This window comes from Paraburkholderia sp. UCT70 (genome assembly GCF_050434085.1).
Lineage (GTDB): Bacteria > Pseudomonadota > Gammaproteobacteria > Burkholderiales > Burkholderiaceae > Paraburkholderia > Paraburkholderia tuberum.
Window position 1 is genome coordinate 2,347,308 of sequence record NZ_JBNPVZ010000004.1, and the last position, 22,345, is coordinate 2,369,652.

24 protein-coding genes, 1 tRNA gene and 1 pseudogene are annotated in these 22,345 nt (G+C 62.5%); 11 read left to right on the top strand and 15 right to left on the bottom strand.

Going from position 1 to position 22,345, the window contains the following annotated elements:
• Positions 1 to 47: 47 nt before the first annotated feature.
• Positions 48 to 359 carry a hypothetical protein gene (locus OKW41_RS36460; protein ID WP_184023229.1) on the bottom strand — a complete coding sequence of 104 codons (312 nt, stop codon included), beginning with the start codon at positions 357 to 359 and terminating at the stop codon, positions 48 to 50.
• A 387-nt stretch (positions 360 to 746) separates the two neighbouring features.
• Positions 747 to 908, bottom strand: coding sequence for a hypothetical protein (locus OKW41_RS36465; RefSeq protein ID WP_429451312.1), 162 nt, complete (start codon positions 906 to 908; stop codon positions 747 to 749).
• Between the two features lie 276 nt (positions 909 to 1,184).
• Here OKW41_RS36465 and OKW41_RS36470 point away from each other — a divergent pair, with 276 nt between their 5' ends.
• From OKW41_RS36470 to OKW41_RS36480, 3 genes are all read left to right on the top strand, one after another.
• Positions 1,185 to 2,120, top strand: coding sequence for a Rossmann-like and DUF2520 domain-containing protein (locus OKW41_RS36470; protein ID WP_429451314.1), 936 nt, complete (start codon positions 1,185 to 1,187; stop codon positions 2,118 to 2,120).
• 85 nt (positions 2,121 to 2,205) lie between these two features.
• Entirely contained in the window at positions 2,206 to 2,526 is a 321-nt protein-coding gene (locus OKW41_RS36475) for an EthD family reductase (protein WP_429575566.1), read from the top strand.
• 157 nt (positions 2,527 to 2,683) lie between these two features.
• Positions 2,684 to 3,247 carry a YggT family protein gene (locus OKW41_RS36480; RefSeq protein WP_018421532.1) on the top strand — a complete coding sequence of 188 codons (564 nt, stop codon included), beginning with the start codon at positions 2,684 to 2,686 and terminating at the stop codon, positions 3,245 to 3,247.
• Between the two features lie 59 nt (positions 3,248 to 3,306).
• Here OKW41_RS36480 and OKW41_RS36485 read toward each other — a convergent pair whose 3' ends face one another.
• Positions 3,307 to 4,890 carry a methyl-accepting chemotaxis protein gene (locus OKW41_RS36485; RefSeq protein WP_429575567.1) on the bottom strand — a complete coding sequence of 528 codons (1,584 nt, stop codon included), beginning with the start codon at positions 4,888 to 4,890 and terminating at the stop codon, positions 3,307 to 3,309.
• Positions 4,891 to 5,114: 224 nt separating this feature from the next.
• Here OKW41_RS36485 and OKW41_RS36490 point away from each other — a divergent pair.
• A tRNA-Gly gene (locus OKW41_RS36490) sits at positions 5,115 to 5,188 on the top strand.
• A gap of 126 nt (positions 5,189 to 5,314) precedes the next feature.
• Positions 5,315 to 6,121 (top strand): tRNA (guanosine(46)-N7)-methyltransferase TrmB, encoded by an 807-nt coding sequence (gene trmB, locus OKW41_RS36495; protein WP_429575568.1) that lies wholly within the window; start codon positions 5,315 to 5,317, stop codon positions 6,119 to 6,121.
• Positions 6,122 to 6,190: 69 nt separating this feature from the next.
• On the opposite strand, the gene OKW41_RS36500 is transcribed toward trmB, so the two are convergent.
• From OKW41_RS36500 to OKW41_RS36510, 3 genes are all read right to left on the bottom strand, one after another.
• Positions 6,191 to 7,027 carry an undecaprenyl-diphosphate phosphatase gene (locus OKW41_RS36500; RefSeq protein ID WP_429575569.1) on the bottom strand — a complete coding sequence of 279 codons (837 nt, stop codon included), beginning with the start codon at positions 7,025 to 7,027 and terminating at the stop codon, positions 6,191 to 6,193.
• A 90-nt stretch (positions 7,028 to 7,117) separates the two neighbouring features.
• On the bottom strand, positions 7,118 to 7,711 hold the full coding sequence (locus OKW41_RS36505; protein WP_429575570.1) for a DUF1439 domain-containing protein: 594 nt from the start codon (positions 7,709 to 7,711) through the stop codon (positions 7,118 to 7,120).
• 84 nt (positions 7,712 to 7,795) lie between these two features.
• The gene (locus tag OKW41_RS36510) at positions 7,796 to 8,098 is read right to left on the bottom strand and encodes a YkgJ family cysteine cluster protein (RefSeq protein ID WP_429451322.1); all 303 of its coding nucleotides are present in this window, start codon (positions 8,096 to 8,098) and stop codon (positions 7,796 to 7,798) included.
• 178 nt (positions 8,099 to 8,276) lie between these two features.
• Here OKW41_RS36510 and hemN point away from each other — a divergent pair, with 178 nt between their 5' ends.
• On the top strand, positions 8,277 to 9,662 hold the full coding sequence (gene hemN, locus OKW41_RS36515; RefSeq protein ID WP_429575571.1) for an oxygen-independent coproporphyrinogen III oxidase: 1,386 nt from the start codon (positions 8,277 to 8,279) through the stop codon (positions 9,660 to 9,662).
• Between the two features lie 818 nt (positions 9,663 to 10,480).
• Positions 10,481 to 11,448, top strand: a pseudogene (locus tag OKW41_RS36520) (tyrosine-type recombinase/integrase).
• A gap of 127 nt (positions 11,449 to 11,575) precedes the next feature.
• On the opposite strand, the gene OKW41_RS36525 reads toward OKW41_RS36520, so the two are convergent.
• Positions 11,576 to 12,034: a hypothetical protein gene (locus OKW41_RS36525; protein ID WP_429575572.1), complete on the bottom strand. Its 459-nt coding sequence runs from the start codon at positions 12,032 to 12,034 to the stop codon at positions 11,576 to 11,578.
• Between the two features lie 680 nt (positions 12,035 to 12,714).
• Here OKW41_RS36525 and OKW41_RS36530 point away from each other — a divergent pair.
• Positions 12,715 to 12,858 (top strand): hypothetical protein, encoded by a 144-nt coding sequence (locus tag OKW41_RS36530; protein WP_429451330.1) that lies wholly within the window; start codon positions 12,715 to 12,717, stop codon positions 12,856 to 12,858.
• Between the two features lie 173 nt (positions 12,859 to 13,031).
• Here OKW41_RS36530 and OKW41_RS36535 read toward each other — a convergent pair whose 3' ends face one another.
• Together OKW41_RS36535 and OKW41_RS36540 are read right to left on the bottom strand one after the other, a co-directional pair.
• Positions 13,032 to 13,532 carry a DUF2244 domain-containing protein gene (locus tag OKW41_RS36535; RefSeq protein WP_429451332.1) on the bottom strand — a complete coding sequence of 167 codons (501 nt, stop codon included), beginning with the start codon at positions 13,530 to 13,532 and terminating at the stop codon, positions 13,032 to 13,034.
• A gap of 301 nt (positions 13,533 to 13,833) precedes the next feature.
• Positions 13,834 to 14,355 carry a hypothetical protein gene (locus tag OKW41_RS36540; RefSeq protein ID WP_429451333.1) on the bottom strand — a complete coding sequence of 174 codons (522 nt, stop codon included), beginning with the start codon at positions 14,353 to 14,355 and terminating at the stop codon, positions 13,834 to 13,836.
• 222 nt (positions 14,356 to 14,577) lie between these two features.
• On the opposite strand from OKW41_RS36540, the gene OKW41_RS36545 reads away from it, so the two are divergent.
• Positions 14,578 to 14,826: a DUF1488 domain-containing protein gene (locus OKW41_RS36545; RefSeq protein ID WP_429576539.1), complete on the top strand. Its 249-nt coding sequence runs from the start codon at positions 14,578 to 14,580 to the stop codon at positions 14,824 to 14,826.
• A gap of 95 nt (positions 14,827 to 14,921) precedes the next feature.
• Entirely contained in the window at positions 14,922 to 15,479 is a 558-nt protein-coding gene (locus OKW41_RS36550) for a hypothetical protein (RefSeq protein ID WP_429451335.1), read from the top strand.
• Between the two features lie 128 nt (positions 15,480 to 15,607).
• Here the strand turns inward: OKW41_RS36550 and OKW41_RS36555 are convergent, their stop codons facing one another.
• From OKW41_RS36555 to OKW41_RS36575, 5 genes are read right to left on the bottom strand one after another with little or no spacing between them, the layout of a single operon-like run.
• Positions 15,608 to 15,949: a cytochrome C oxidase subunit IV family protein gene (locus tag OKW41_RS36555; protein WP_184011180.1), complete on the bottom strand. Its 342-nt coding sequence runs from the start codon at positions 15,947 to 15,949 to the stop codon at positions 15,608 to 15,610.
• A gap of 8 nt (positions 15,950 to 15,957) precedes the next feature.
• Positions 15,958 to 16,665: a heme-copper oxidase subunit III family protein gene (locus OKW41_RS36560; RefSeq protein WP_429451337.1), complete on the bottom strand. Its 708-nt coding sequence runs from the start codon at positions 16,663 to 16,665 to the stop codon at positions 15,958 to 15,960.
• Positions 16,662 to 17,273 (bottom strand): cytochrome c oxidase subunit 3, encoded by a 612-nt coding sequence (locus OKW41_RS36565; RefSeq protein ID WP_184011191.1) that lies wholly within the window; start codon positions 17,271 to 17,273, stop codon positions 16,662 to 16,664. The genes OKW41_RS36560 and OKW41_RS36565 overlap by 4 nt, the downstream gene beginning before the upstream one ends.
• Positions 17,270 to 19,027 carry a cytochrome c oxidase subunit I gene (gene ctaD / locus OKW41_RS36570; RefSeq protein WP_429451339.1) on the bottom strand — a complete coding sequence of 586 codons (1,758 nt, stop codon included), beginning with the start codon at positions 19,025 to 19,027 and terminating at the stop codon, positions 17,270 to 17,272. Before ctaD ends, OKW41_RS36565 begins: the two co-directional genes overlap by 4 nt.
• Before the next feature lie 13 nt (positions 19,028 to 19,040).
• Positions 19,041 to 20,189, bottom strand: a complete 1,149-nt coding sequence (locus tag OKW41_RS36575) for a cytochrome c oxidase subunit II (protein WP_429451340.1) — start codon at positions 20,187 to 20,189, stop codon at positions 19,041 to 19,043.
• A gap of 303 nt (positions 20,190 to 20,492) precedes the next feature.
• On the opposite strand from OKW41_RS36575, the gene OKW41_RS36580 reads away from it, so the two are divergent.
• A complete protein-coding gene (locus OKW41_RS36580; RefSeq protein WP_429575573.1) occupies positions 20,493 to 20,984 on the top strand; it encodes a DUF1269 domain-containing protein in 492 nt (163 codons plus the stop codon).
• A gap of 260 nt (positions 20,985 to 21,244) precedes the next feature.
• Here the strand turns inward: OKW41_RS36580 and OKW41_RS36585 are convergent, their stop codons facing one another.
• Positions 21,245 to 22,153 (bottom strand): branched-chain amino acid ABC transporter substrate-binding protein, encoded by a 909-nt coding sequence (locus OKW41_RS36585; RefSeq protein WP_429575574.1) that lies wholly within the window; start codon positions 22,151 to 22,153, stop codon positions 21,245 to 21,247.
• Positions 22,154 to 22,345: the final 192 nt, after the last annotated feature.

Below are 22,345 nucleotides of genomic sequence, written 5' to 3' on the forward strand. Positions count from 1 at the left end.
CGTTACGCCGTCGACGTTCCCACGCGAGTCAAGCGCGCCCGCACTTCTTAATGACGATAGTACGAGTGCCCGTAGCCGCGATAGTAGCCATGGTAGCCGTGGTAGTAGCCACGATAGTAAGGGCGGCCATAGCCGTAATAGCCTCCGACCACCACCGGAGCCGGTGCGAACACAACCGGCGGCGCGTACACCGGCGGAGGCGGCGGGGCGTAATAGACAGGCGGCGGCGCCGCATAGACCGGATAGGCCGGCGCGATCGGCACCCCAAGGCCGATACCAACGGAAACACCTGCCTCAGCGGCCCCGGCAAGTCCCAAGCCAAGTGCGGCTGCAACGACAAACGGAACGATCTTTTTCACTTCTATTCTCCTAGCGCGGCCTGCCAAGGTCGCCGACTGCGCATGCCTCGCATGCTGCAAAATCAATCTATCTAAAAAGCCCCGGCCGAAATGTTCGCATTTGTTGCAAATTGCAAGGGCGAGCCGAAGCGTTTTGCCGAGCGCGGCGTGAGCGCGCCTACGCGCCGCCGCGACCTGAGCGAAATCAGCCGGGAATCAAGGGGTTGCACGCGGGCGACGGGCCGCGCGTCACAGGTCTGATCGAGCGCGGGGGTTTGAGTTCGCGCATCGGTAATCTTTAATTACAAATTCGCTTCAATCCTGACAGCCGGAAGAAAATTCCAAACAAAAAATGCCCGGCTCAATTGCTCGAGGCCGGGCATTTTGTCACCTGCGAAGACTGCGCGACTAGCCGACCTTCACGTACACGAATTCGCGGGACACGTTGGGCGGCACGTATGCGCCGCTGATCCGCACGCGCGGCGTAAGGCGCTTTCTCTGATCCCACCAGCGACGGCGCTGGGCGCGCGTCAGGAACCGCAAGTGCTTTCGGTAAGAAAAAATACTCATCTCGACCCTCCCGAATTTCTGACTGCGAACGAAGTACGGAAAATACGACTGCCAAACCGGCTCGTCGACCACTGTTCCTGTCACGTACGATTGTGAGCAGTTTTCACAACCGTGGGCGTCACGCCACCCGATGACCGACCGTTGGCGCCATATCGCCCGCAAACTTATCCGACGACCGCTGTCGAACCGTGCAAGGGGCCGGATCGCGGCCACGCTTCGCCGGATGCGAGATACTGCTGCTTTCCCGTTCACACGATCCGTCTGGAGCAGGTGACCATGTCCCAGTCTTCCTTGCCGCGCGTCGGCTTCATCGGCGCGGGGCGGCTCGCGCGTTGTCTCGCGCTCGCGTTTGCGCGCGCCGGCTATCCGGTCACCGCGGTGGCGAGCCGCTCAGCCGATTCCGCGCGCTGGCTCGCCGACCAGATCGCACACTGCGCGGCCACTGACGACCCGCAACAGGTCGTCGACGCCGCCGATATCGTTTTTTTAGCCGTTCCTGACGACAGCATCGGTACGACAGCGCACACACTCCGCTTTGGAGGCAATGCGGCAAGCCACCCCGGCAAAGCGCTCGTGCACTGCAGCGGCGCCTCGCCGGTCGAACTGCTCGCGCCAGCGCGCGATCAGGGCGCGGCGATCGGCGGCTTTCATCCGTTGTATCTATTTAGCGGCGAGCTCGCCGATCTCGAGCGTATCGTTGGCTGCTCGGTGACGATCGAAGCCGACGGCGAACTGAAGGAGACGCTGACCGCGCTCGCGCTCGCGCTGCGCTGCCATCCGCTGTCGATTCCGCCGGGCGGCCGCATGCTGTATCACGCCGCCGCGCACTACGCGGCGAGCTTCGCGCTCTGCAGCCTCGCCGAATGCGTGGCGTTGTGGCGCACGCTCGGCTTCGCCGAAGACGACGCGCTGCGCGCGCTGCTGCCGATGCTCGCCGGCACGATCGAAACCGCGCGCGACAAAGGCCTGCCGAACGCGCTCGCGGGGCCGGTATCGCGCGGCGACACGGGTGTCGTCGAGAAGCAGCTAACGCTGCTCGAAGGCCTCGGCGGCGACCATGCCGCGCTGTATGGTCTGCTGACGCGCCGCGCGGTCAACCTGGCCCGACGTCGCGCAACGCCGGCCGCGACGATTGAAGCGATCTCCGAAGCTGTGGAAGAATCGCTGGGCCGCTCGCTGAATCAGGCCGCGGCAGGTGCAAGCGTCAAGTAAGCCGTGATAATGTGACGTCCGGTACGCCGGGCCAACCACGCGACGACCCGCGCCGCGCTTCGGGACCAACAGACGAGAACGCACAATGATCAAGGTCAGCATCCTCTACCCGTACCGGGAAAACGGCCGCTTCGACATGGACTACTACTGCGCGACCCATATGCCGCTCGCGGCGAAGCTGTTCGGGCCGGCGCTGAAAGGCTGGTCGGTCGACGCGGGCCTGAACGCCGGGCCGCCCGGCACGCCACCGCCTTACGTGGCCGCGGGACACTTCCTGTTCGATAGCGCGGACGACTTCTATAAAGTGTTCAAGCCCGCGTCCGAGCAACTATTAGCGGATATCCCGAACTACACCGACGGCGGCAACGGCACGATCCTGGTCAGCGAGGTCCGGATTTCCGTGTGATGCCGGACAGACAGCCATCGGGAGGCGGCGCGCAATGACGTCGAACCTCCGGTTGGCTAACCGGGTAAATCCAGAAAACCGCCGGCACGCACCGATCGGGCGACGCCGGCAGCCCGCGGCCGGTCGGCGGCCGTCATCAGAAGCATAAGGACACGAGATGTTTGGCGATATCGCCCGTTTTCTGCTCAATACCGTTTTCACGCTGTTTGGCGCCGCGCTGCTGTTGCGGGCGTGGCTGCAGGTTGTGCGCCTGCCGCCGTACAACCCGGTCTCGAACGCCGTGCTGCAGGCGACCAACTGGATCGTGCTGCCGCTGCGGCGCATCCTGCCGAGCACGCGCAACATCGACTGGGCGAGCGTGGTCGCGACGCTGATCGCCGCGATCATCTACGTCGTCCTGATGATCGTGCTGACGGGCGCGGATCCGCTGACGCTCGTGCCGACGCTGCTGATCGTCGCGGTGCTCACCGCGATCAAGTGGGCGCTCAATCTGATCATCTGGATGACGATCCTGATGGCGCTGCTGTCGTGGCTCAATCCGCGTTCGCCCGCGATGCCGATTCTGTATCAGCTAACCGCGCCGTTTCTGAATCCGTTGCGTCGCGTGCTGCCGAAATTCGGCGGCATCGATCTGTCGCCGATCCTGCTGTTCGTGATCGTGCAGGTGCTGCAGATGGTCGTCACGCGCGCGGCGGTTCAGCTGACTTATTTTGTGATCTGAGCTGATTGCGCGGGAAAGTTGGGCTGACGCGCGGCGGCCGCTTGACTCGGCGCCGGCTTCTACACGGCTGCCGCGAAACCGCGGCTCTCCCCCGTCCGGAACACCGACACCGTCTGCTTCATCTTGCGCGCCTGCGTCTCGAGCGATTGCGCGGCCGCCGCGGCCTGTTCGACGAGCGCCGCGTTCCGCTGCGTGGTCTCGTCCATCTGCGTGACGGCCTGGCCGACCTGGTGAATGCTGCGGTTCTGCTCTTCGGAGGCCGTTGCGATCTCGCTGACGATATCCGACACGCGATGAATCGCGGCCTTGATATCCGCCATCGTCGTGCTGACTTCGGCTGCCTGCTGCGTGCCGCCTTCGATGATCGCGACCGACGTCGTGATCATCTCCTTGATCTCCTTTGCCGCGCTCGCCGAGCGCTGCGCGAGGTTGCGCACCTCGCTCGCGACCACCGCGAAACCGCGCCCCTGCTCGCCCGCGCGCGCGGCCTCGACCGCCGCGTTCAACGCGAGAATATTGGTTTGGAACGCAATGCCCTCGATCACGCCGGTGATCTCCGAGATCTTCGTCGAACTGCCGCTGATATCACCGATGGTGCGCACCATGCCCTCGACGGCGGTGTTGCCGGTGTTGGCGACCTGTGCCGCCTCAGTCGCGAGCGCGCTCGCGTTGCGCGCATTGTCGCTGTTGCGGGTCACGGTCTGCGTCAACTCCGACATGCTCGCCGCGGTCTGTTCGAGCGAAGCGGCCTGCTCTTCGGTGCGAGCGGACAGATCGATGTTGCCGCTCGCGATCTGCTGCGAAGCGATGCTGACCGACTCGGCGCTTTCGCGAATCGAACCGATCGTCGCCGCGAGACGCTCCTGCATGTGCGCGACCGCGCGCAAGATGCTGCCGTCGTCGGCGGCGCCGGTGTGCAGTCGCTCGCTCAAGTCGCCGCCCGCGATCTGCTCGACGACCTTCGCGACTTCGGCCGGTTCGCCGCCGATCTGCCGCACGACTGCGCGCGTCACCAGCAGCCCCAGGCCGATCGCAACCGCGACGCCGACGACCGCACAGCTCGCGATCCACCACGTCACCGAGCGAACCATCTCGACGCCGTTCGCGACACGCTGTCTGGCCAACTCATCCCGCACGTCGGACAGCTTGATCATCAGCGTGCGCAGCTTGACGTGCAGCGGGTCGGTGGTCGATTTGAGCTCGGCGAGCGCGCCGGTCTGATCGCCCTGATCGGCCAGCGCCATCACCTTCGCGACCGAACTCATATAGGCCGGATAGGCGGCATCGAAGTCGCTCAGCAATTGCTTCTGCGCGTCGGTGGTCGCGTGCTTGCGCTCGTAGTCGAATGCCGACAGGATCGCCGCTTCACCGCCGTGATTCAGGCGCACCGTATCGGCGCGGCCTGCCGGCTCCGGATTCAGGATGTACGAATAGAGGCGCCGGAAGTGCGAAGCGGCCTGCCACGCGGCGGTGCCGTCGTCGCGCACAGGCACGAATTCGCGGTCGTACATTTCGGTTTGCATCGTCGCGACTTCGCGCACCTTCAGCACACCGACCGTGCCGACGACGGCCGTTACGAACGCGCACAGCATCAACGAGCCGACAAGCTTCTGGCTCAGTTTCAGATTGGAAAGCCACTGCATCTTGGGAAAATCTCTTGGTCGGGATGGGAAGCGCCGGGTTCGTGCCGGCTTGCGGGTGCGCAAGCGCACGGTGTCGGGCAGTATTCGGGTTAACGGCGGGCGCAGACACAGGCTGAAGGCTCGCGCCGTTCGAACCGCAGAAGCGAAAAGACGGGTCGGCTGCTCGTGCGCGCGAGCCATACCCCTGCCCAAACAGCCCAAAAGCCTGTAAAATCGCGAGTTCTGCGGGCGTCGTATAATGGTAATACCCTAGCTTCCCAAGCTAGAGCCGTGGGTTCGATTCCCATCGCCCGCTCCACTTTCCCGCTGAGTGTTCAGCGGAATCCAGCAAGAGCCGCCTCCCTGAAGGCGGCTTTTTTGTAGTGGCAACGGCCCGGCACAGCGCGCAAGCCGCGCAGCCCTCACCCTTGCAGCAGCATCGACGATGATCCACGATCCAAACGACTCCGGTCTCCCGGACGACGCCCCGCCCCCCACGAGCGCAGCCGACCAGCCCGCCGGCAACGAGACGAACGACGTCGACGGCACGCCGGGTGCAACGCCGGCAGACACGCTTCATCACCGCCGCGTCCGCAGCTTCGTCACGCGCGCGGGTCGCGTGTCGACCGGCCAGCGCCGCGCGCTCGATGAGTTCGGCCCGCGCTTCGTCGTGCCCTATGCACCACAACAACCCGACTGGACCGGCGTGTTCGGCCGCGAAGCGCCACGCGTGCTGGAGATCGGCTTCGGCATGGGCGCCACCACCGCGGAGATCGCCGCGCAGCGTCCCGACGACGACTTCCTGGGCGTCGAAGTCCACGAGCCCGGCGTCGGCGCGTTGCTGAAGCTGATCGGCGAGCAGTCGCTGACGAACATCCGCATCATCCAGCACGACGCGGTCGAAGTGCTCGAGCACATGATCGCGCCCGACAGCCTCGACGGCGTGCACATCTTTTTCCCCGACCCGTGGCACAAGGCGCGCCATCACAAGCGCCGGCTGATCCAGCCGAAGTTCGTCGCGCTGCTCGTGTCGCGTCTGAAGCCGGATGCGTATCTGCATTGCGCGACCGACTGGCAGAACTACGCCGAACAGATGCTCGAAGTGCTCGGCGCCGATCCGCGGCTCGAAAACACCGCCGACACCTACGCGCCGCGGCCCGACTATCGCCCGGTGACGAAGTTCGAACGGCGCGGCCTGCGGCTCGGCCACGGCGTGTGGGACCTCGTGTTCCGCAAGCGCGGCGCCGCGTAACGCGACGAGACGGCAAGCCAACAAAAAAAGGTCCGCATACGCGGACCTTTTTTCATCGCACGGGAAATCTCAATCGGCCCAACTCAACCCGCCGCTATAACCGATCAGAAGGATCAGCAGGCCAAAGCCGATCCGATACCACGCGAACACCGTGAAGTCGTGCGACGCGACATAGCGCAGCAGCCAGCGGATGCAGACGAACGCACTGACGAACGCGGCCGCGAAGCCGAGCGCGAAGCTGCCGAGCGCGTCGGTGGTGAGCAGGTGCCAGTCCTTGTACAGCTCATAGGCCGTCGCGCCGAAGATGATCGGAATCGCGAGAAAGAATGAAAACTCGGTCGCGGCGCGGCGCTCGATGCCGAACAGCATGCCGCCGATGATCGTCGAGCCCGAGCGCGAGGTCCCCGGAATCAGCGCGAAGCACTGCGCGAGGCCGACTTTCAACGCATCGAGTGGGCTCAGATCGTCGATGCTGCGCACCCGCACCGCCGCGTCGCCGCGCGCGCGCTGACGCGCCTCCGCCCACAGGATCACGACGCCGCCTGCGACCAGTGCAAACGCGACCGGGACCGGTGAAAACAGCCCCTCCTTGATCGACTTCTCGAACAGCAGGCCGAGCACGACTGCCGGAATCGTCGCAATGATCACGTTCAGCGCGAAGCGGCGCGCCTCGGGCCGGCTCGGCAGCCCCACGATCACGTTGCCGATGCGGCGGCGAAACTCCCAGCACACGGCGAGAATCGCGCCGAGCTGGATCACGACATCGAAGGTCTTCGCGTGCTCGTCGGAGAAATCCAGCAGACTGCCGACGACGATCAGATGCCCGGTGCTCGACACCGGCAAGAACTCCGTCAAACCCTCGACCACGCCCAGAATCAGCGCCTTGCAAGCCAGTAGCCAGTCCATCCGTGCCCCTTATCGCGGTAGGTTGTCGCAACGAAATGGGCCCGCACGGTCATGACTGGCATGCGCGGCCCTCGTGGCCGCGCGTGCGCGTCATCTTTCGACGATCTGCACGCGTATGCCGTTTGTAAGGATGGTGATTGTACCGGGTTCGTAGTTGACGCCGGCAAATTGCAGTTGCTCGGGCTTGAACGTGTAGATGGGATAGTTGGTCAGCAATTGGGTCGCGAGCAGCGCGGCGGCCGCGTTGATCTGCTGCGTGTACATCTGCGCCTGGCCGCTCACGCTGACGTTGTCGACACTCGGCGACTTGAGGATCACCGAACGGCTCGCCGCGTCGTATGCAAGTTCACTCGACAGCGTGAACACGCCATCGACCGGCTGCTGCAGGAACGGACTCGCGAAACGCGCGTCGAGCTTCACCTGCACGCGGTTCGCATCGGGCAGCATGCCCACCACCGGATTGCTCAACGCGACGTCGAACACCTGCGACACCGTGCGCTGATACGGGAACTTGCGCTGCACGGCCTCCTGCACCTGCTTCGGCGAGAACGTGTAGTGCGACGGCATGAACGGAAACGTCGGGCTCGCGCAAGCCGCGAGCGACGCAGTGATGCCAAGCACGCTGCAGCCGGTCAGCGCAGCGCGCAGAAAGCGGCGCCGGGCCGGCGCTGCGGGTCGAGTCATGCGAAATCTCCTGTGGAAGCCCTTGCGGACATCGGCTTGCGTTGACGGGTGTGGTCAGCAACGGCGTTTACCGCATGCCGCGCGTCATGGACGGGATGCCGGTTGTGTTTGCGCCTCGAGTTGCGTGAGCCACGCGAGCGCTTCGCCGCGATTCGCGCCGCACATCTCGAGTTGCGGCTGCAGACTCGAGCAGCATGCGGGCCGCTCCGGCCGGCCGAAGATCGCGCAGCGCAGATCGTCGCCAAGTTGCACGCAGCGCACGCCCGCCGGCTTGCCGTTCGGCATGCCCGGAATCGGGCTCGAAATCGACGGCGCGATACAGCACGCGCCGCAATCGGGACGGCACGCGTGAGCGTCCACCCGAGCACTGTTCAACCGTTGATCCACGTCATCTTTCCTGAACTCAAACCTTGGCAATGTGTTGCCAGACCCGCATTGTGCCACTGCCTGTCCGTGCGACCTTTCTACACAATCGGGTCCCGCGGGCACGCCCGTAACCTCAAAGCTGCTGACTGACCATGACACGCGGCACGCTGCGAGAGCCGCCCACCGTCCGATACCGCTCATGTCCCAAACCGACACCCTGTTCCGCCCCGACCTGCTCGCGCGCTACAGCGCGAACGGTCCCCGGTATACGTCCTATCCGACCGCGCCGCAGTTCCGCGAATCGTTCGACACCGCCGACTATCACCGCGCCGCCGCCGCCCCGGGTGCCGCGTCGACCGATCTGTCTCTGTACTTCCACATTCCGTTTTGCGACACCGTGTGCTTCTACTGCGGCTGCAACAAGGTCGTGACGAAAAATCGCGCGCATGCGCGGCAGTACCTTGAGCGGCTCAAACGCGAAATCGGCTTGCAGGCGGCGTGTTTCGATACACAGCGGCCCGTGTCGCAATTGCATTGGGGCGGCGGCACGCCGACGTTTTTGTCGCATAACGAGATGGCCGAGCTGATGGCCGCGACGCGCGAGCACTTCAAACTTCTGCCCGACGATCAAGCCGAATATTCGATCGAGGTCGATCCGCGCGAGGCGTCGCCCGACACGGTCGCGCTTCTGCGTCGCCTCGGCTTCAACCGGCTGAGCCTCGGCGTGCAGGACTTCGATCCGCGCGTCCAGCAGGCGATCAATCGCATCCGGCCGTTCGAGATGACCGCATCGGTGATGCAGGCGGCGCGCGCGTACGGTTTTCATTCGATCGGCGTCGATCTGATTTACGGGCTGCCGCATCAAACCGTCGCAAGCTTCACCCGCACGCTCGACACGATGCTCGAACTGGCGCCGGACCGGCTGTCGGTGTTCGCGTATGCGCACATGCCGCAGCTCTTCAAGATGCAGCGCCAGATGGATCCAGCGACGCTGCCGTCGAGCGAGGAGCGGCTGGCTCTGCTGCAACGGGTCGTCGAACGGCTGACTGAGGCGGGTTATGTGTACATCGGCATGGATCACTTCGCGCTGCCCACCGACGAGCTCGCACGCGCGCAGGCGCAGCGCACGCTGCATCGCAATTTCCAGGGCTATAGCACGCGGGCCGAGTGCGATCTGATCGGCTTTGGCGCCTCGTCGATCGGCAAGGTCGGCGACGTGTACGCGCAGAACGCGCGAGAGCTGCCCGCTTACACCGACTCGATCGACGCGGGCCGGCTCGCGATCGCGCGCGGCATCCGCCTGTCCGCCGACGACCGTCTGCGGCGCGACGTGATCACGCAGCTGATGTGCAATCTCGAACTGCGCTTCGACGAATTCGAAGCGGCGTACGGAATCCACTTCGCCGACACGTTCGCGCCGGAACTCGCGCGTCTGCGTTCATTCGAAGACGACGGGCTGATCTCGCTCGGCGCACGCAAGCTCGAAGTGCGAATGGCCGGCCGCATGCTCGTGCGCAATCTCGCGATGGTATTTGACCGCTATCTGGGCGAGCAGACGCTCACACGATTCTCGCGCACGGTCTGAGCACCGCTCGCCGCGAACGCGCTGTGGCGGGTGAAGGCAATCGACTTGCCCGTCTACCGATTTTCGGCCATAATCTGCGTCTTCCTCGCGCGCTGAACTTCCGATGCGCGCGCGGCAGTATCTGCCCAGGTGGTGAAATTGGTAGACGCAGTTTAGATACTTGATTTCCTACCGATTGGATGGGCAACGTCCGCCGATTGGCCGTTTGCTCGAACTTTGAAACCAGTAGGCCTACCGGTTACGTTGTTCGGAAGCGAAGACAGCAGGCGTAGAAGAAGTTGTTTTTAGTAGCGTTCACTGGTGTTGTCGCCAGCGAATTTGCGTCGCCCGGGTGGTGAAATTGGTAGACGCAGGGGACTCAGACCAAATTTGAGCCCTCATGAAGAAATTCTTGAGGTGAAGCCCGTCAAACTCGGCGAAGGCCCTGGATGAAAGTCCGAGCTAATACCGAGCCAAGCTCCGATGCGAAAGCGCCGGAGAAGGTGTAGAGAGCAGACGGCGGGCACCTAAAGCAGCATAACAACTGCCATGGTGAAGGCGTGCTCCAGACCACGAACAGAGGCAACTCTGGCGGCGAAAGTCGAAGTGGTAAGAAAATCCCCCGCCGCAAGGCGTGCCGGTTCGATTCCGGCCCCGGGCACCAAAAGATGTTCCGGCAAGTGCCGAAGTATTCCGAGAAACCCCGTAAGATCAAGGTCTTACGGGGTTTTTTTATTCTCCGACGGTCCGACTTGACCTGTCGACTGCCGGTGGTATGTGGGGGTATTTTTGGTGGTATCTGGCTCGTTACCAGGTTTTATCCGGCGGGAGATACCACCATGTCGCTGACCGATGTCCAGGTTAGGAAAGCACGGTACAACCCCGAAGGAACCGGCAACCGTCTTGCGGACAGTGGTCGCATGTATCTCCAGCTCGACAAGTCCGGCGCGAAATACTGGCGGATGAACTACCGGTTCGCCGGCAAGGACAAAACGCTTGCGCTTGGTGTCTATCCGGACGTGTCGCTGCTGGCGGCGCAGAAAAAACGCGACGAGGCCCGCCAAAAATTGTCTGCGGGATTGGACCCAAGCAACGTCAAGCGCCTCGAAAAACGAGCTGCCAGGCTCGCAGCGGCCAACTCTTTCGAGGCAGTCGCGCGCGGCTGGATGGATGAGCGCAAGAGCGGCGTCGCGCCCGCCCAGCACGCGAAGACGCCAAGGTCGGCGAGATGCTGCGGGCATTCGACGGATTCACCGGCACCTTCCCTGTCCTCTGCGCGCTCAGACTAGCGCCGCTACTGTTTGTCCGGCCCGGGGAGCTTCGGCAGGCCCAGTGGTCCCAATTCGATCTGGACAAATGCGAATGGCGCTACCTCGTCACCAAGACTGAGTCCGAGCATCTGGTACCGCTTTCCACACAGTCAGTCGCAATTCTGCGTGAACTGCACGCACTCAGCGGCGCTGGCCGCTATGTGTTCCCCGGCGCGCGTGATCGCAAGCGGCCGATGAGCGAGGCGGCGATCAATGCCGCGCTGCGCAGACTTGGCTACGACACGCGTACGGAGATCACGGGACACGGCTTTCGTGCGATGGCGCGCACGATCCTGCATGAGGAACTCGAACAGAAGCCGGAAGTGATCGAGCATCAACTCGCGCATATGGTGCCGGACAATCTTGGCTCAGCCTATAACCGCACGAAGTTCATCAAGGAACGCCGCGTGATGATGCAGAAATGGGCCGACTATCTGGATCGGCTTCGTTTGGGTGCGCGGGTTATTCGTATAGGGAGCGGGAGACCTGCGACTTAACGGCAGCACTGGGAAATTGCAGGCATGCCAATGTGTGTGCAACCGTAGACGCCCTGCTCCACTGAGTCAACTTTCAGTTGGGCGAAAAAACCTCGACTGTGGTGAGCGGTCTCAATCGCATTTGCGTTTAAAGATTGTCCGTATCCGGCGCGATCGGGAAACTGAACGCGTCCTGCATGACCATCGATCCGGCTTTGCTGTTGTCGCCTGCCATCTGTGCTCGTGATCCTGTGCCGCTCGGCTGACCCGATACCCGCGCAACTGTGCGAGTGACAGCCAGGTTCACTTTGCCTGACGGTTGCTGTGAGTCGAACGTTCGACGGGTGTTTGTTCGTCGCTTCTTCGTATCCTGGAGTGCGTAGCGAAGCGCACTCGCCGTTATGTCGATACCTGCCCGCTTCGCCTCATCGATCAGTTGCTCAAGCGAATACCCCTTCGCACGAGCTCCATTGATCTGGGCACGGACCTTCGACATTGCATCGCGAACGGTGACGCGCTGCTCCGATGGCGGCTTTTCCGGCAGCGCATCGAGTCGCCGGGCGAACTCATCCCATTGTGCTTTGGTGTAAGTCTTCGGTGCGGGCATGATGACCTTCCGTTTGCATTGGGTGACGAGTGGGTTTCAGCCAATCGTGTACGTCATCCAACGGTACGTCAATGCCGCATTGAGGCTGGAAGTAGACATTTTCGGAATACTTCGAACGAGCATAGAATTGCCTGGTATAACGTACTTTTTGTTTCGTGGACAACTCGCAACAGCAGTCGTCGTTTCGCTCTTGCTCCGCAAACATGTGCGTGAGATTGAAAATATGTGGTTCTGGAGGGGAGCCGCGGATGCCGCGTTCGTTTGTGTCGCAACTGACGGTCAAGAATTTCTACATCACCCGAAGTGACGCAGTTGCTCACGCGCGTCGCAACTGGATCTGAGACGATTGCTTCGCGGTATGCTCGCACTTGTCTTGCGTTTGAAGACAGAAGGAGCACCGGCACGCGCATCATGTCAACCGACCTAACGGTCCGTTCAGTAACGATTCAACAGCATCCTTCGGCGATCTCTTTGCCTTTGAAATCGCACGTCAAAAACAACAAAGAAAATAGGAACTGCAGAATAGGCTTGCGCCGGTTATGGGCACCATGCCCGTTATCGTCTTTCAATGACGCTGGAATCGGTGAAGGCGCCTCACAGATTTCGCAACCGGATGCAACGCGATTCGATCCCTCGCGTGGGGCTTCGGTGAAATCGCGGGCTAGCGCCGTTCACTGGCCTTGCATCTGTTCGAGGCGCGATGGTTCTACGGGGTCAACGGTGACCGCAGTGTGGTGTTCGTCGCGCGCGTGCCGGACCCTCTATCGCTCAACATCGTCGCCAAGGTGCTCAACGCTTTGCTGCTGCCGTTGGTTGCAGGATAGCTGATCGCGCTGGCGAGCGGCACTGTGTTGCCCGCTGCAGAGCGAGTGCGCGGCGCATTTCGCGTGGCGCCGATCATTGGCGTGAGCATCGCGTGCGGCATCGGCATCGTCGGGGCGCTCGGCGTGTTGCTGTGAGGCCGATCAGACATGCCGGGCGATCATCGGCCGGCATGTCAACAGTCGGCCACGATAAAGCGGCGCAATTGACGCACAAACTCCGCGCGGGCGGCGGCAGGCAGTTGCCGTCCGACGGGAATACGCTGCCAGCCGTCGCAAAGGTAGACGGCGCCATCGCTGTCGCCGACAGACACGGCCAAGCGGGCCGCATTCATCCGATGCATCGTGCGCCGTCCGCGCTCGTGTATTTCGACGATCACGAACGGGGGCGCGAACCTCAGCACCTCGCCGTCCGTCGCGTGCCTGGAGTAGGCGATAAAGGCGATGCCGACGGCCACGGTGCAAAGCATCGAGAAGGGCAGCGCGAGCCACACGCCGAATGCGAATGCCGCTGCCACGCCGATCGCGAGGACGAGCGCCATGAGGAACACGGTCGCGGCGAGCGACTGCCGCGGCGTGAGGGAGCAGTTGCGCTTGAGGCGCCACTCGCGGCTCGGCACACCTCCCTCGCCGTCAAAAGGGCCAGGCCCGTACGACCGCCTGAAGTATGCGTACATGATCGAAAGTCCCGCATCGTGGAGCCATTCGTGACGCGCAATGCGCGTGCCGCCAGCGTCCACGCCACTTGCAATGTCACCGTTCCGCTCGCTACGGTATCTACCTGTGGCACTTCATCTGCGTGCCGTTCGTCGCGACGGCGCTGGCGGTGCTCGCCGCGTCTATCGCGCAGCATCCTCGCACATGTCGAACGGCGCTTTCACCGGAGTGGCCGAGCATGACGATCTCGGCAAGGCGCTCATGTTGTTGCGCGGCGAGCCTTTTCTGCTCTGGAGACCGGTCGATCAACACGGCACCGGACTACGACGGGCCGCCCGCGTCCGCCTTGACCCTAGGGGATGCGTTGCGCTCCAGTCTCATGTACAGGTTCGCCGCCACGATACCCAAGACGATGTGAGCGAACAGGCTGGCCGAGTTGCGCGCTTCTGCGAACCACGGAAAAAACTGTGTCATGCCGTAGAAATTAATCAGGTAAACGGCTACAGCGAAAGCGCCACCCGCCAGTGAAGCCATCCCCACGCTCGAGTCAAGGTTGAATGACGTCATGATCAGACCGAGGATAAGCGCGAATACGATGGCAAGGGCAAAATGCACCACAAGGGCCGCGAGCACGATGCCAATTGAGAATGCTTGCGGCGATCGCAATGCACCTCGTCCCAGAATGATCGCGGCGACCATGCGTGGGGGCTCCAGCAGACTTCCGCCCGTCGTCAGTGCCATCAGGATAACCCCTAGCACCAGGAACACAACGCCCGCAATGACGCCTGCCAGCACGGCTGCCCGCCAGTCGAGCTGGCCGTGTGTGAAATGATGGGAATCCATGTGAAGTTGCACAATTTGTCTCCCGATTGATTCGAATAATTCATTCTAGTCCTCCAACTCGCGAGACTGATAGCTTCGCATGGCTGTCGACACCCCGACGGATGATCCTCGTTCTGGCGACGACGTGGCGTGCTGAACTGCACGTGCAAGAGGCCCTTGAGGCACGTCAGCTGTTGGCCGCGGCAGACCTGTCAGCGGATCGATAATTAGTCTTTTCAGACACTGCGCTTTACGGCGCCCGTCGACGGCGAGCCGGTTGGTGCGGCAATTACCGCCGAGGCGCTGGAAGATCATTTCGGCGCCCATTCCGCGCTGGAATCCGCCTTAATGGCTGCTTTCGACAACGGCCGCAATCCTATCCGCTCGGTTTGCGCGGAATCGATCGACCAGAACGGCGGCAAAGGAGTAGTGTTACATAGCGGACTGTTCAGAGTGGACGGCATGGAACCCGATCGCGGCATCACGGCATAGTCCCGGCGCGTGCCACCGCATGCACCTCTGTCTCGGCGCGGGTGAGGTGGGGCGGCATAGTCTGCAACCGCTAGTCAACGATGGAAGGAGGCCACATGTCGCTCATCGTCGCAGCACGCTTTACGACATTCCCCGCCGCTGAAAACGCGGCGCAACGGCTCTTCAATGCCGGTTTTGTCGAGGAGGACGTCACACTGTTTTTCGTCAATCCGATCGGCCAGCACGCGCGTTTTCGGCCCGGCGGCGATATCAGCGCCGACGCAAACGCGAGGGAGGCGCCGAAGGGTGCCGAGATGGGCATCGCGATTGGCGCAGCGGTTGGCGCCGTGGTCGGCGTCGGGATCTTCGCGGCGTTTTCGGCGCCGCTTATCATGTCGCTGATCGCGGCCGGGGTGAGTGCGTATGTCGGTTCATTGGTCGGCGCGATGATGCGCACGCGTGAAGCCAGCAACGAAGAAACCCGTGATTCCGGCGTGCTGGTGGCCGTACACGTGTCGCCGGACAGCCAGTTGGACGCCGCACGGGTGCTGCGCGATGCGGGAGGCGCGGCGATCGAACGCGCGACCGGCCGCTGGCAACAAGGGCGGTGGGCCGACTTCGATCCGCTCAAGCAGCCTGAGCCGCTCAACGAATTCAGTGAGAAGCACGCCTGATTTGAAGGTGTTTTTCGCTGAGATTTTCAGCGAGCCAGGAAACAAAAACGGCCCGGCATTTGTCGGGTCGTTTTGTATTCAGAGCGGTGCGTTCCAGGCACTCGCCTGAGGAACGGTCGGCGCAGGGGTCAGTGGAAGAAGAGTTCCCGCATGCCGAAGGTGTGATGCGCTTCGGCAGCCATCAGCACCATCAGCACCAGCAAGCCCAAGGGCGGCATCAGGATGGCGTACACCAGCGCCAGCCGCTCCCACATCATGTGCATGAAAATCGACACAATCAGCCCGGCCTTGGCGATCATGAGCACGACGATCAGCGCCCAGCGCAGCAGGCCCTGCACGTGGAAGTAATCCACCATGTACGACATCGTGCTCAGTACGAACAGCAGGCCCCAGATTTTCAGGTAGATGCCGATCGGATGCTGCTGGCCGTGCGCGGCGTCGGGCCGATGGGCGGGATCGGTGTGGTCCATGGTCTGCCTCACCACAAATAGAACAGCGCAAAGATGAACACCCACACCAGGTCGACGAAGTGCCAGTACAAGCCGGCAATCTCCACGATCTGGAAGTTGCCGTGCTCGGTGAACCCCGGCTGCAGGATCTTGCGTGCGATCAGCAGCAGGTAGATCACACCGCAGCTCACGTGAAAGCCGTGGAACCCGGTGATCATGAAGAAGCACGCGCCAAACTGCGCCGCGCCCATCGGGTTGCCCCAAGGGCGGATACCTTCATGGACGATCAGCTTGGTCCATTCGAAGGCCTGCATCGACACGAAGGTCGCGCCCAGCAGCGCGGTCGCGAGCAACAGTGCGGCGGCGCGCTTTGCGTTGCGCCGGTAGCCAAAGTTGACGGCCATCGCCATGGTGCCGCTGCTGCTGATCAGGATGAACGTCATGATGGCGATCAGCAGCAAAGGCACATCCACGCCGCCCACAGTGAGCGCGAACACTTTGGAAGTGTCAGGCCACGGCACCGTGGTCGACATCCGCACCGTCATGTAACCGATCAGGAAGCTGCTGAAGATGAAGGTGTCCGATAGCAGGAAGATCCACATCATCGCCTTGCCCCACGGCACCTTGAAGGCTTCGCGGTCGGCCGACCAGTCCGTGACGATGCCGCGCCAGCCGTCAGGCCCGGCGTCGGTGGGCGTGGTGGCAGCGGATTCGGTGGGGAGCGTGGGCGTGGTCATGGCGCGGCTCCATACAGCGGCCCGCAGATGGCGGCGACGAACTCAGGGGTGATCCACCACATCGCCGCCAGCAGCACGAGCCAGACAGCCAGCAGGAAATGCCAGTAGATGGCGCAAAGCGCGATGGCGCGGTGGGTTCGGAAGGGGTCCGCGCGCTGGAGAAGCGCGATCGTCACGGCCCAGGCCACCAGCCCGCCCAGCACATGCAACCCGTGCAGGCCGGTGAGCAGGTAGAGGAAGCTATTGGAAGGATTGACGGTGACGGTCTGCCCGGCCGCCGACAGCATGCGCCAGGCGGCCAGTTGTCCGATTACGAACACGGCCGCCAGCACACCGCCCGACACCAGCCACGCCGCGCGGTGCAAGGTAATCTGCCGGGCACGCTGCATGGCAATGCTTGCCAGCACCAGCGCGCCGGTGTTCCACCACAGCAGCGCTGGATGCGGGATCGGCTGCCAGTCGGGCTCGCGCATACGCATTGCATAGGCGAACAACAGCAGTGAAAACAATGTCGTTGCCACCGCCATGAAGACGATCAGGCCGATGCGGCTCGCATTCGGCGAGACAGGTGGCGCGTCAGGAACGAAGGAGCGGGGCAGTGTGGTCATTCGCGTGCCTCTCCGGGTTGAAGCGTCGGGTGGGAGGCCGGCTCAGGCGCCGTCGCAGGCGGCTGGTTTTGCGGGACGAAGTCTTCCTCCTGCCCCGTCGGGCTGTATTCGTACGCCCAGCGGTAAACGACGGGCGGCGCGGCGCCCCAATTGCCATGCACTGGCGGCGTTTGCGGCGTCTGCCATTCCAGCGTGGTGGCCCGCCAAGGGTTGCTGTCGGCACGCTTGCCGCGCACCAGGCTCCACGCCAGGTTGTACAGGAACAGCAACTGCGCCACTGCAACGATCAGCGCAATGACGGTGATGAACGTGTTGAGCGTCTGCGCCGAAGATGGAATGAAGCTGAAGCCCTCATACGCGTAATATCGCCGCGGCATGCCCAGGATGCCGAGATAGTGCATCGGGAAGTAGATCGCATAGGTGCCGAGGAAGGTGACCCAGAAGTGCATGCGCCCGAGCGTGTCGTTGAGCATGCGGCCCGTCACCTTCGGATACCAGTGGTAGATGCCGCCGAACACCACCAGGATCGGCGACACGGCCATCACCATATGGAAGTGCGCCACCACGAAGTACGTGTTCGACAGCGGAATGTCCACGCTCACGTTGCCGAGATAGAGCCCGGTCAGCCCACCCAGGACGAAGGTGCTGATGAAGCCGATGGCAAACAGCATCGGCACGGTCAGGTGGATATCGCCGCGCCACAGCGTCAGCACCCAGTTGTAGACCTTGAGGGCGGTCGGGATGGCGATGATGAGCGTGGTGGTGGCAAAGAAGAAGCCGAAGTACGGATTCATGCCGGCGATGAACATGTGGTGCGCCCAGACCACGAAGCTCAGCGCACCGATGACGACGATGGCCCACACCATCATCTTGTAGCCGAAGATGCTCTTGCGCGCGTGCGTGCTGATGAGGTCCGACGCAATGCCAAAGGCCGGCAGCGCGACGATGTAGACCTCCGGATGCCCGAAGAACCAGAACAGGTGCTGGAACAGCAGCGGGCTGCCGCCGGCATGCTTGAGCGTCTGCCCCATCGACACCACGGCCGGTATGAAGAAACTGGTGCCGAGTGCCCTGTCAAGTAGCATCATCACCGCTGACACGAACAGCGCTGGAAACGCCAGCAGTGCCATGATGGTCGCGATGAAGATGCCCCACACCGTGAGCGGCATGCGCATGAGCGTCATGCCGCGCGTGCGCGCCTGCAGCGTGGTGGTGACGTAATTCAAGCCGCCCATCGTTGCCGCGACGATGAAGATCGCCAGCGACACCAGCATCAACACGATGCCCCATTCCACGCCCGGCGTGCCCGGCAGGATGGCCTGGGGTGGATACAGCGTCCAGCCCGCGCCGGTCGGCCCGCCTGGCACGAAGAAGCTCGCCACCAGCACGAGCACGGCCAGCAGGTAGACCCAGTAGCTCAGCATGTTGAGAAACGGGAACACCATGTCGCGCGCACCCAGCATCAGCGGGATCAGGTAGTTGCCGAAGCCGCCCAGAAACAGCGCCGTCAGCAGGTAGATCACCATGATCATCCCGTGCATGGTGACGAACTGGTAGTAGTGGTTGGCGTCGATGAAACTGAACTTGCCCGGAAAGCCGAGCTGCAACCGCATCAGGTCCGACAACACAAGGCCGACCAGACCGATGGCGATGGCCGTCAGCGAATACTGCACGGCGATGACCTTGTGGTCCTGGCTCCAGACATAGCGGGTCCAGAAGCTTTGTGGGGCGTGGTCAGTGTGCGCGTAAGGCATTGCGTCTGCTCCGCTAGGGATTGGTTGCGTTGCTGGCGGCCGGGCCGCCTTGCGATTCGATGTAGGCCACAAGCGCGGTCAGCTCCTGCTCGCTCAGGTCGAAGGTCGGCATGATGGGTGCGAAGCCCTTCACGACGCGGGCCTTCGGGTTGCGGATGAAGGCGCGCAGATAGGCTTCGTCCACCTTAGCGGTGCTGCCGTCGGCCATCGTTTCGGTCTTGCCGTAGAGGCCCTTCCAGGTGGGGCCCACGCGCGGACTGCCGTCCACGGTATGGCAGGCGAAGCAGCCTTTGCCCTCTGCGAGCGTCTTGCCCTGGTCAGCAAGCGCCTTGGCGCTGCCGCCTGCAGCAGCGGATGCGGCCTGCACCGTGGCCTGCTGCCGCTGCGCGAACGTGCTCTGCTGCGCCAGCCAGCGCGAGAACGATGCTTTGTCTTCCACCACCACCACGCCGCGCATGTTGGAGTGCCCGATACCGCAAAGCTGCGCGCACAGGATGTCGTAACGCCCTGCCTTGGTCGGCGTGAACCAGAAGGTGGTCACCATGCCGGGCACCATGTTCATGCGCGCACGGAACGCCGGTACGTAGAAGTCGTGCAGCACGTCGCGCGACCGTGTCAGGACCTGGATCGGCTGGTTGAGCGGCAGGTGCACCTCGGGCGTCTCGATCAGGTAGTTGTCACGGCCGTTGGGGTCGGCGGGGTTCAGGCCGAAAGGGTTGTCGTTGCTGATGTAGCGCACGTCCGTCGTGCCCAGCTTGCCTCCGGGGCCGGCAAAGCGGAAGCGCCATTGCCATTGCTGGCCGAACACTTCCATCTGCAGCACGTTGCGCGGCGGCCGTACGAAGTCTGCGTAGACGAAGAGCCCCGGTGCCAGCAACGCTGCCACGCCGACAGTGGTCAGCCCGATCAGCCACCATTCCAGCCGCTTGTTGTGCGGCTCGTAAGCAGCGCGATGCCCCCTGCGGTTGCGGTAGCGCACCAGTGCGACCACGATGAACAGGTTGATCGCGATGAAGAGCGCGCCGGTAATGACGAGTGTGATCGTCAGCATGTCGTCCATGCGCACCCAGTTCGAGGCGATCGGCGTGATCCACCAGGGACTGGCAAGGTGAAACCCTACCGCCAATGCGATGATCAGGCTCAGGGCAATCGCAAGCGCCATAGTCCACCTCGCTGCGCGTCACTCGCTGGAGCCGCTAACAAAAAAGGCTCCTGGCCGTCGTTGTGCCGCCTGCCGTACTTCGTACTGCCTGCGCCGGCACTTCTGCCAGGACCGCTTCGCTGAGCATTGTAAGCGGCTCTAAAGCAAAGGTAGTCCTCTCCTCTGCATCGTGCAAGACAGCGCCAGGGGGAAGCGCGCCCCATATACGGATCGGGCGAATGGAGGAGTCCCTTGCCGCGATGCAATGCAAAACGGCCGCCTCCAGCATTGGTTGCCGAGGCGGCCGTTTTCCAAGGGCGCCGGGTGTTTAGGGTCTGTTCACGTGTGCGACGTGCGCACGACGACTTGCTGCAGGCGCGGATCACATCGCGACATATCCGTGTCCTCGCGAATCACAGTGTCGCACTCGGACAGTTACCCGAGGCATCCTTGCTGCATAGCAGCGACGTCGTGCACTCGCTCGAACGCGGCGTGGCGCTCGGCGGTGCGACCGGAGCGCTTCTCGGCCTCGTGGCGCTGGTCTTTCCTCCCGCTGAGTTCGCTATTGCGGGCGGCGCCGTCAGCGCATTGACGTTGGCGGGTGCGGGCTTCGGGCCCTGGACGGCCGCGATGATCGGCGTCGACGAACCGAATGCACGACTCGAGCGCTTTCGTGGCGCCATACGTGATGGCCAGATCTTGATCGTGGCCGACGTGCCTGCATCGCGCGAACATGAGATCAAGCAGATGGTCGCGCAGCATTTTCCGAAGGCCGATCTCGAAGGCGCGGAGCCCACGACACCGATCTTCCCCTGAGAAGCAGTCTAGACGAGGCCGTCGGCGCCCCCTTTGGGTCGAATACGGCCCAATACGTGTCAAGCGGAGTCTCGACATGACACATATGCAAAAGACAGAATGGCCAGCCAAAAGCACGTGAATGACCTAGTACCCACGCCCGGTGGTATTTTTGGTGGTATCCGTACCGGCAAAATTCCACGAACCCGCTCCAGCAAAGCGATAGCCGGAATTTTTCCATTCCGGCCCCGGCACCATCAGCTGTATGCGACAGAGCCGCCTTACGGGCGGCTTTTTTGCATTGGGCCTTCGACGCGTTCAGCTGCATGAATTGCACAACGTGAACGGCAGTAGACACGCGTCTGCAAATCCGGCATTTGAGGCTCGGACTCTAGCACCTCGGCTCGAGGCATTCGGGAAAGCGGCAAGCCGTAGTCCCAACTGTACATACCTTGTGCGTTAGGCCCCGCGAGCTTCAGAAAGCTCTCGTTAGTGAACCCTCCTTCGCCCATGAACTTCGACTTGATGCCCAATTGATAGATTTGCTTGACCAGACCAGCAGCTTGCACATCTTGTCCGGCGTAGAAAATCAGGTCAGGAGTAAAGCCTTTAATTGTCGTGAGGACAGCCCGAAAGTCGAGAGACTTTGTCGTTGTGTACTGCCACGTGACGACTTCACCGCCAGCTCGCTGCACTGCTTTAACGTATTCGGTGACCAGGTTGGTTGCGTAGTCTGTGCTGTCGTCAATAACAGCAATACGCTTAGAGCCGAGTTGCTTGACCGAATAATTCGCCGCCAGGACTGCCATCTGGCTGTCATTGCTGATGGTACGAAACGTGGTGTTGAATCCCTGCGCTGTGTATGCAGGTGAACTTGACGATGGTGATATTTGTGGGACGCCCGCCCTTTGATATACGGATGATGCGGCGATGGAACAACCCGAATTATGGTGCCCGATGACACCGCTCACGCCTTCATCTACAAATCGTTGTCCGACCAGCACGGCAGTTTCCGGGTCTCCTGCATCATCTTGAGCGTCAAGCTCAAATCGAATCTTCTGACCGGCAATGACTATCCCTGCCGCGTTGGCTTCGTCAAACGCAATCCGGACAGCATTCTCTTCGTCCTTTCCGTACGACGCCGAAAAGCCCGTCAGTGGAGCGCCAAAACCTATCTTCACGACCTTCACTTCCTCCGCGTGTCCACTCAACGCGACCGCGGCGCACAGAGACGCACACACGAACTTCCAACCCCGAACAATCATCCAGTCGCTCCGAAGCCTTAGTTGTTTCGAGGGAGTCCGCACTCTGGTCGAGGCGGATGTAGTACCTGCCATCGTTACGGGGCAACCTGTTCTGGCCGAGCGTAGCGTTTGAGTCCG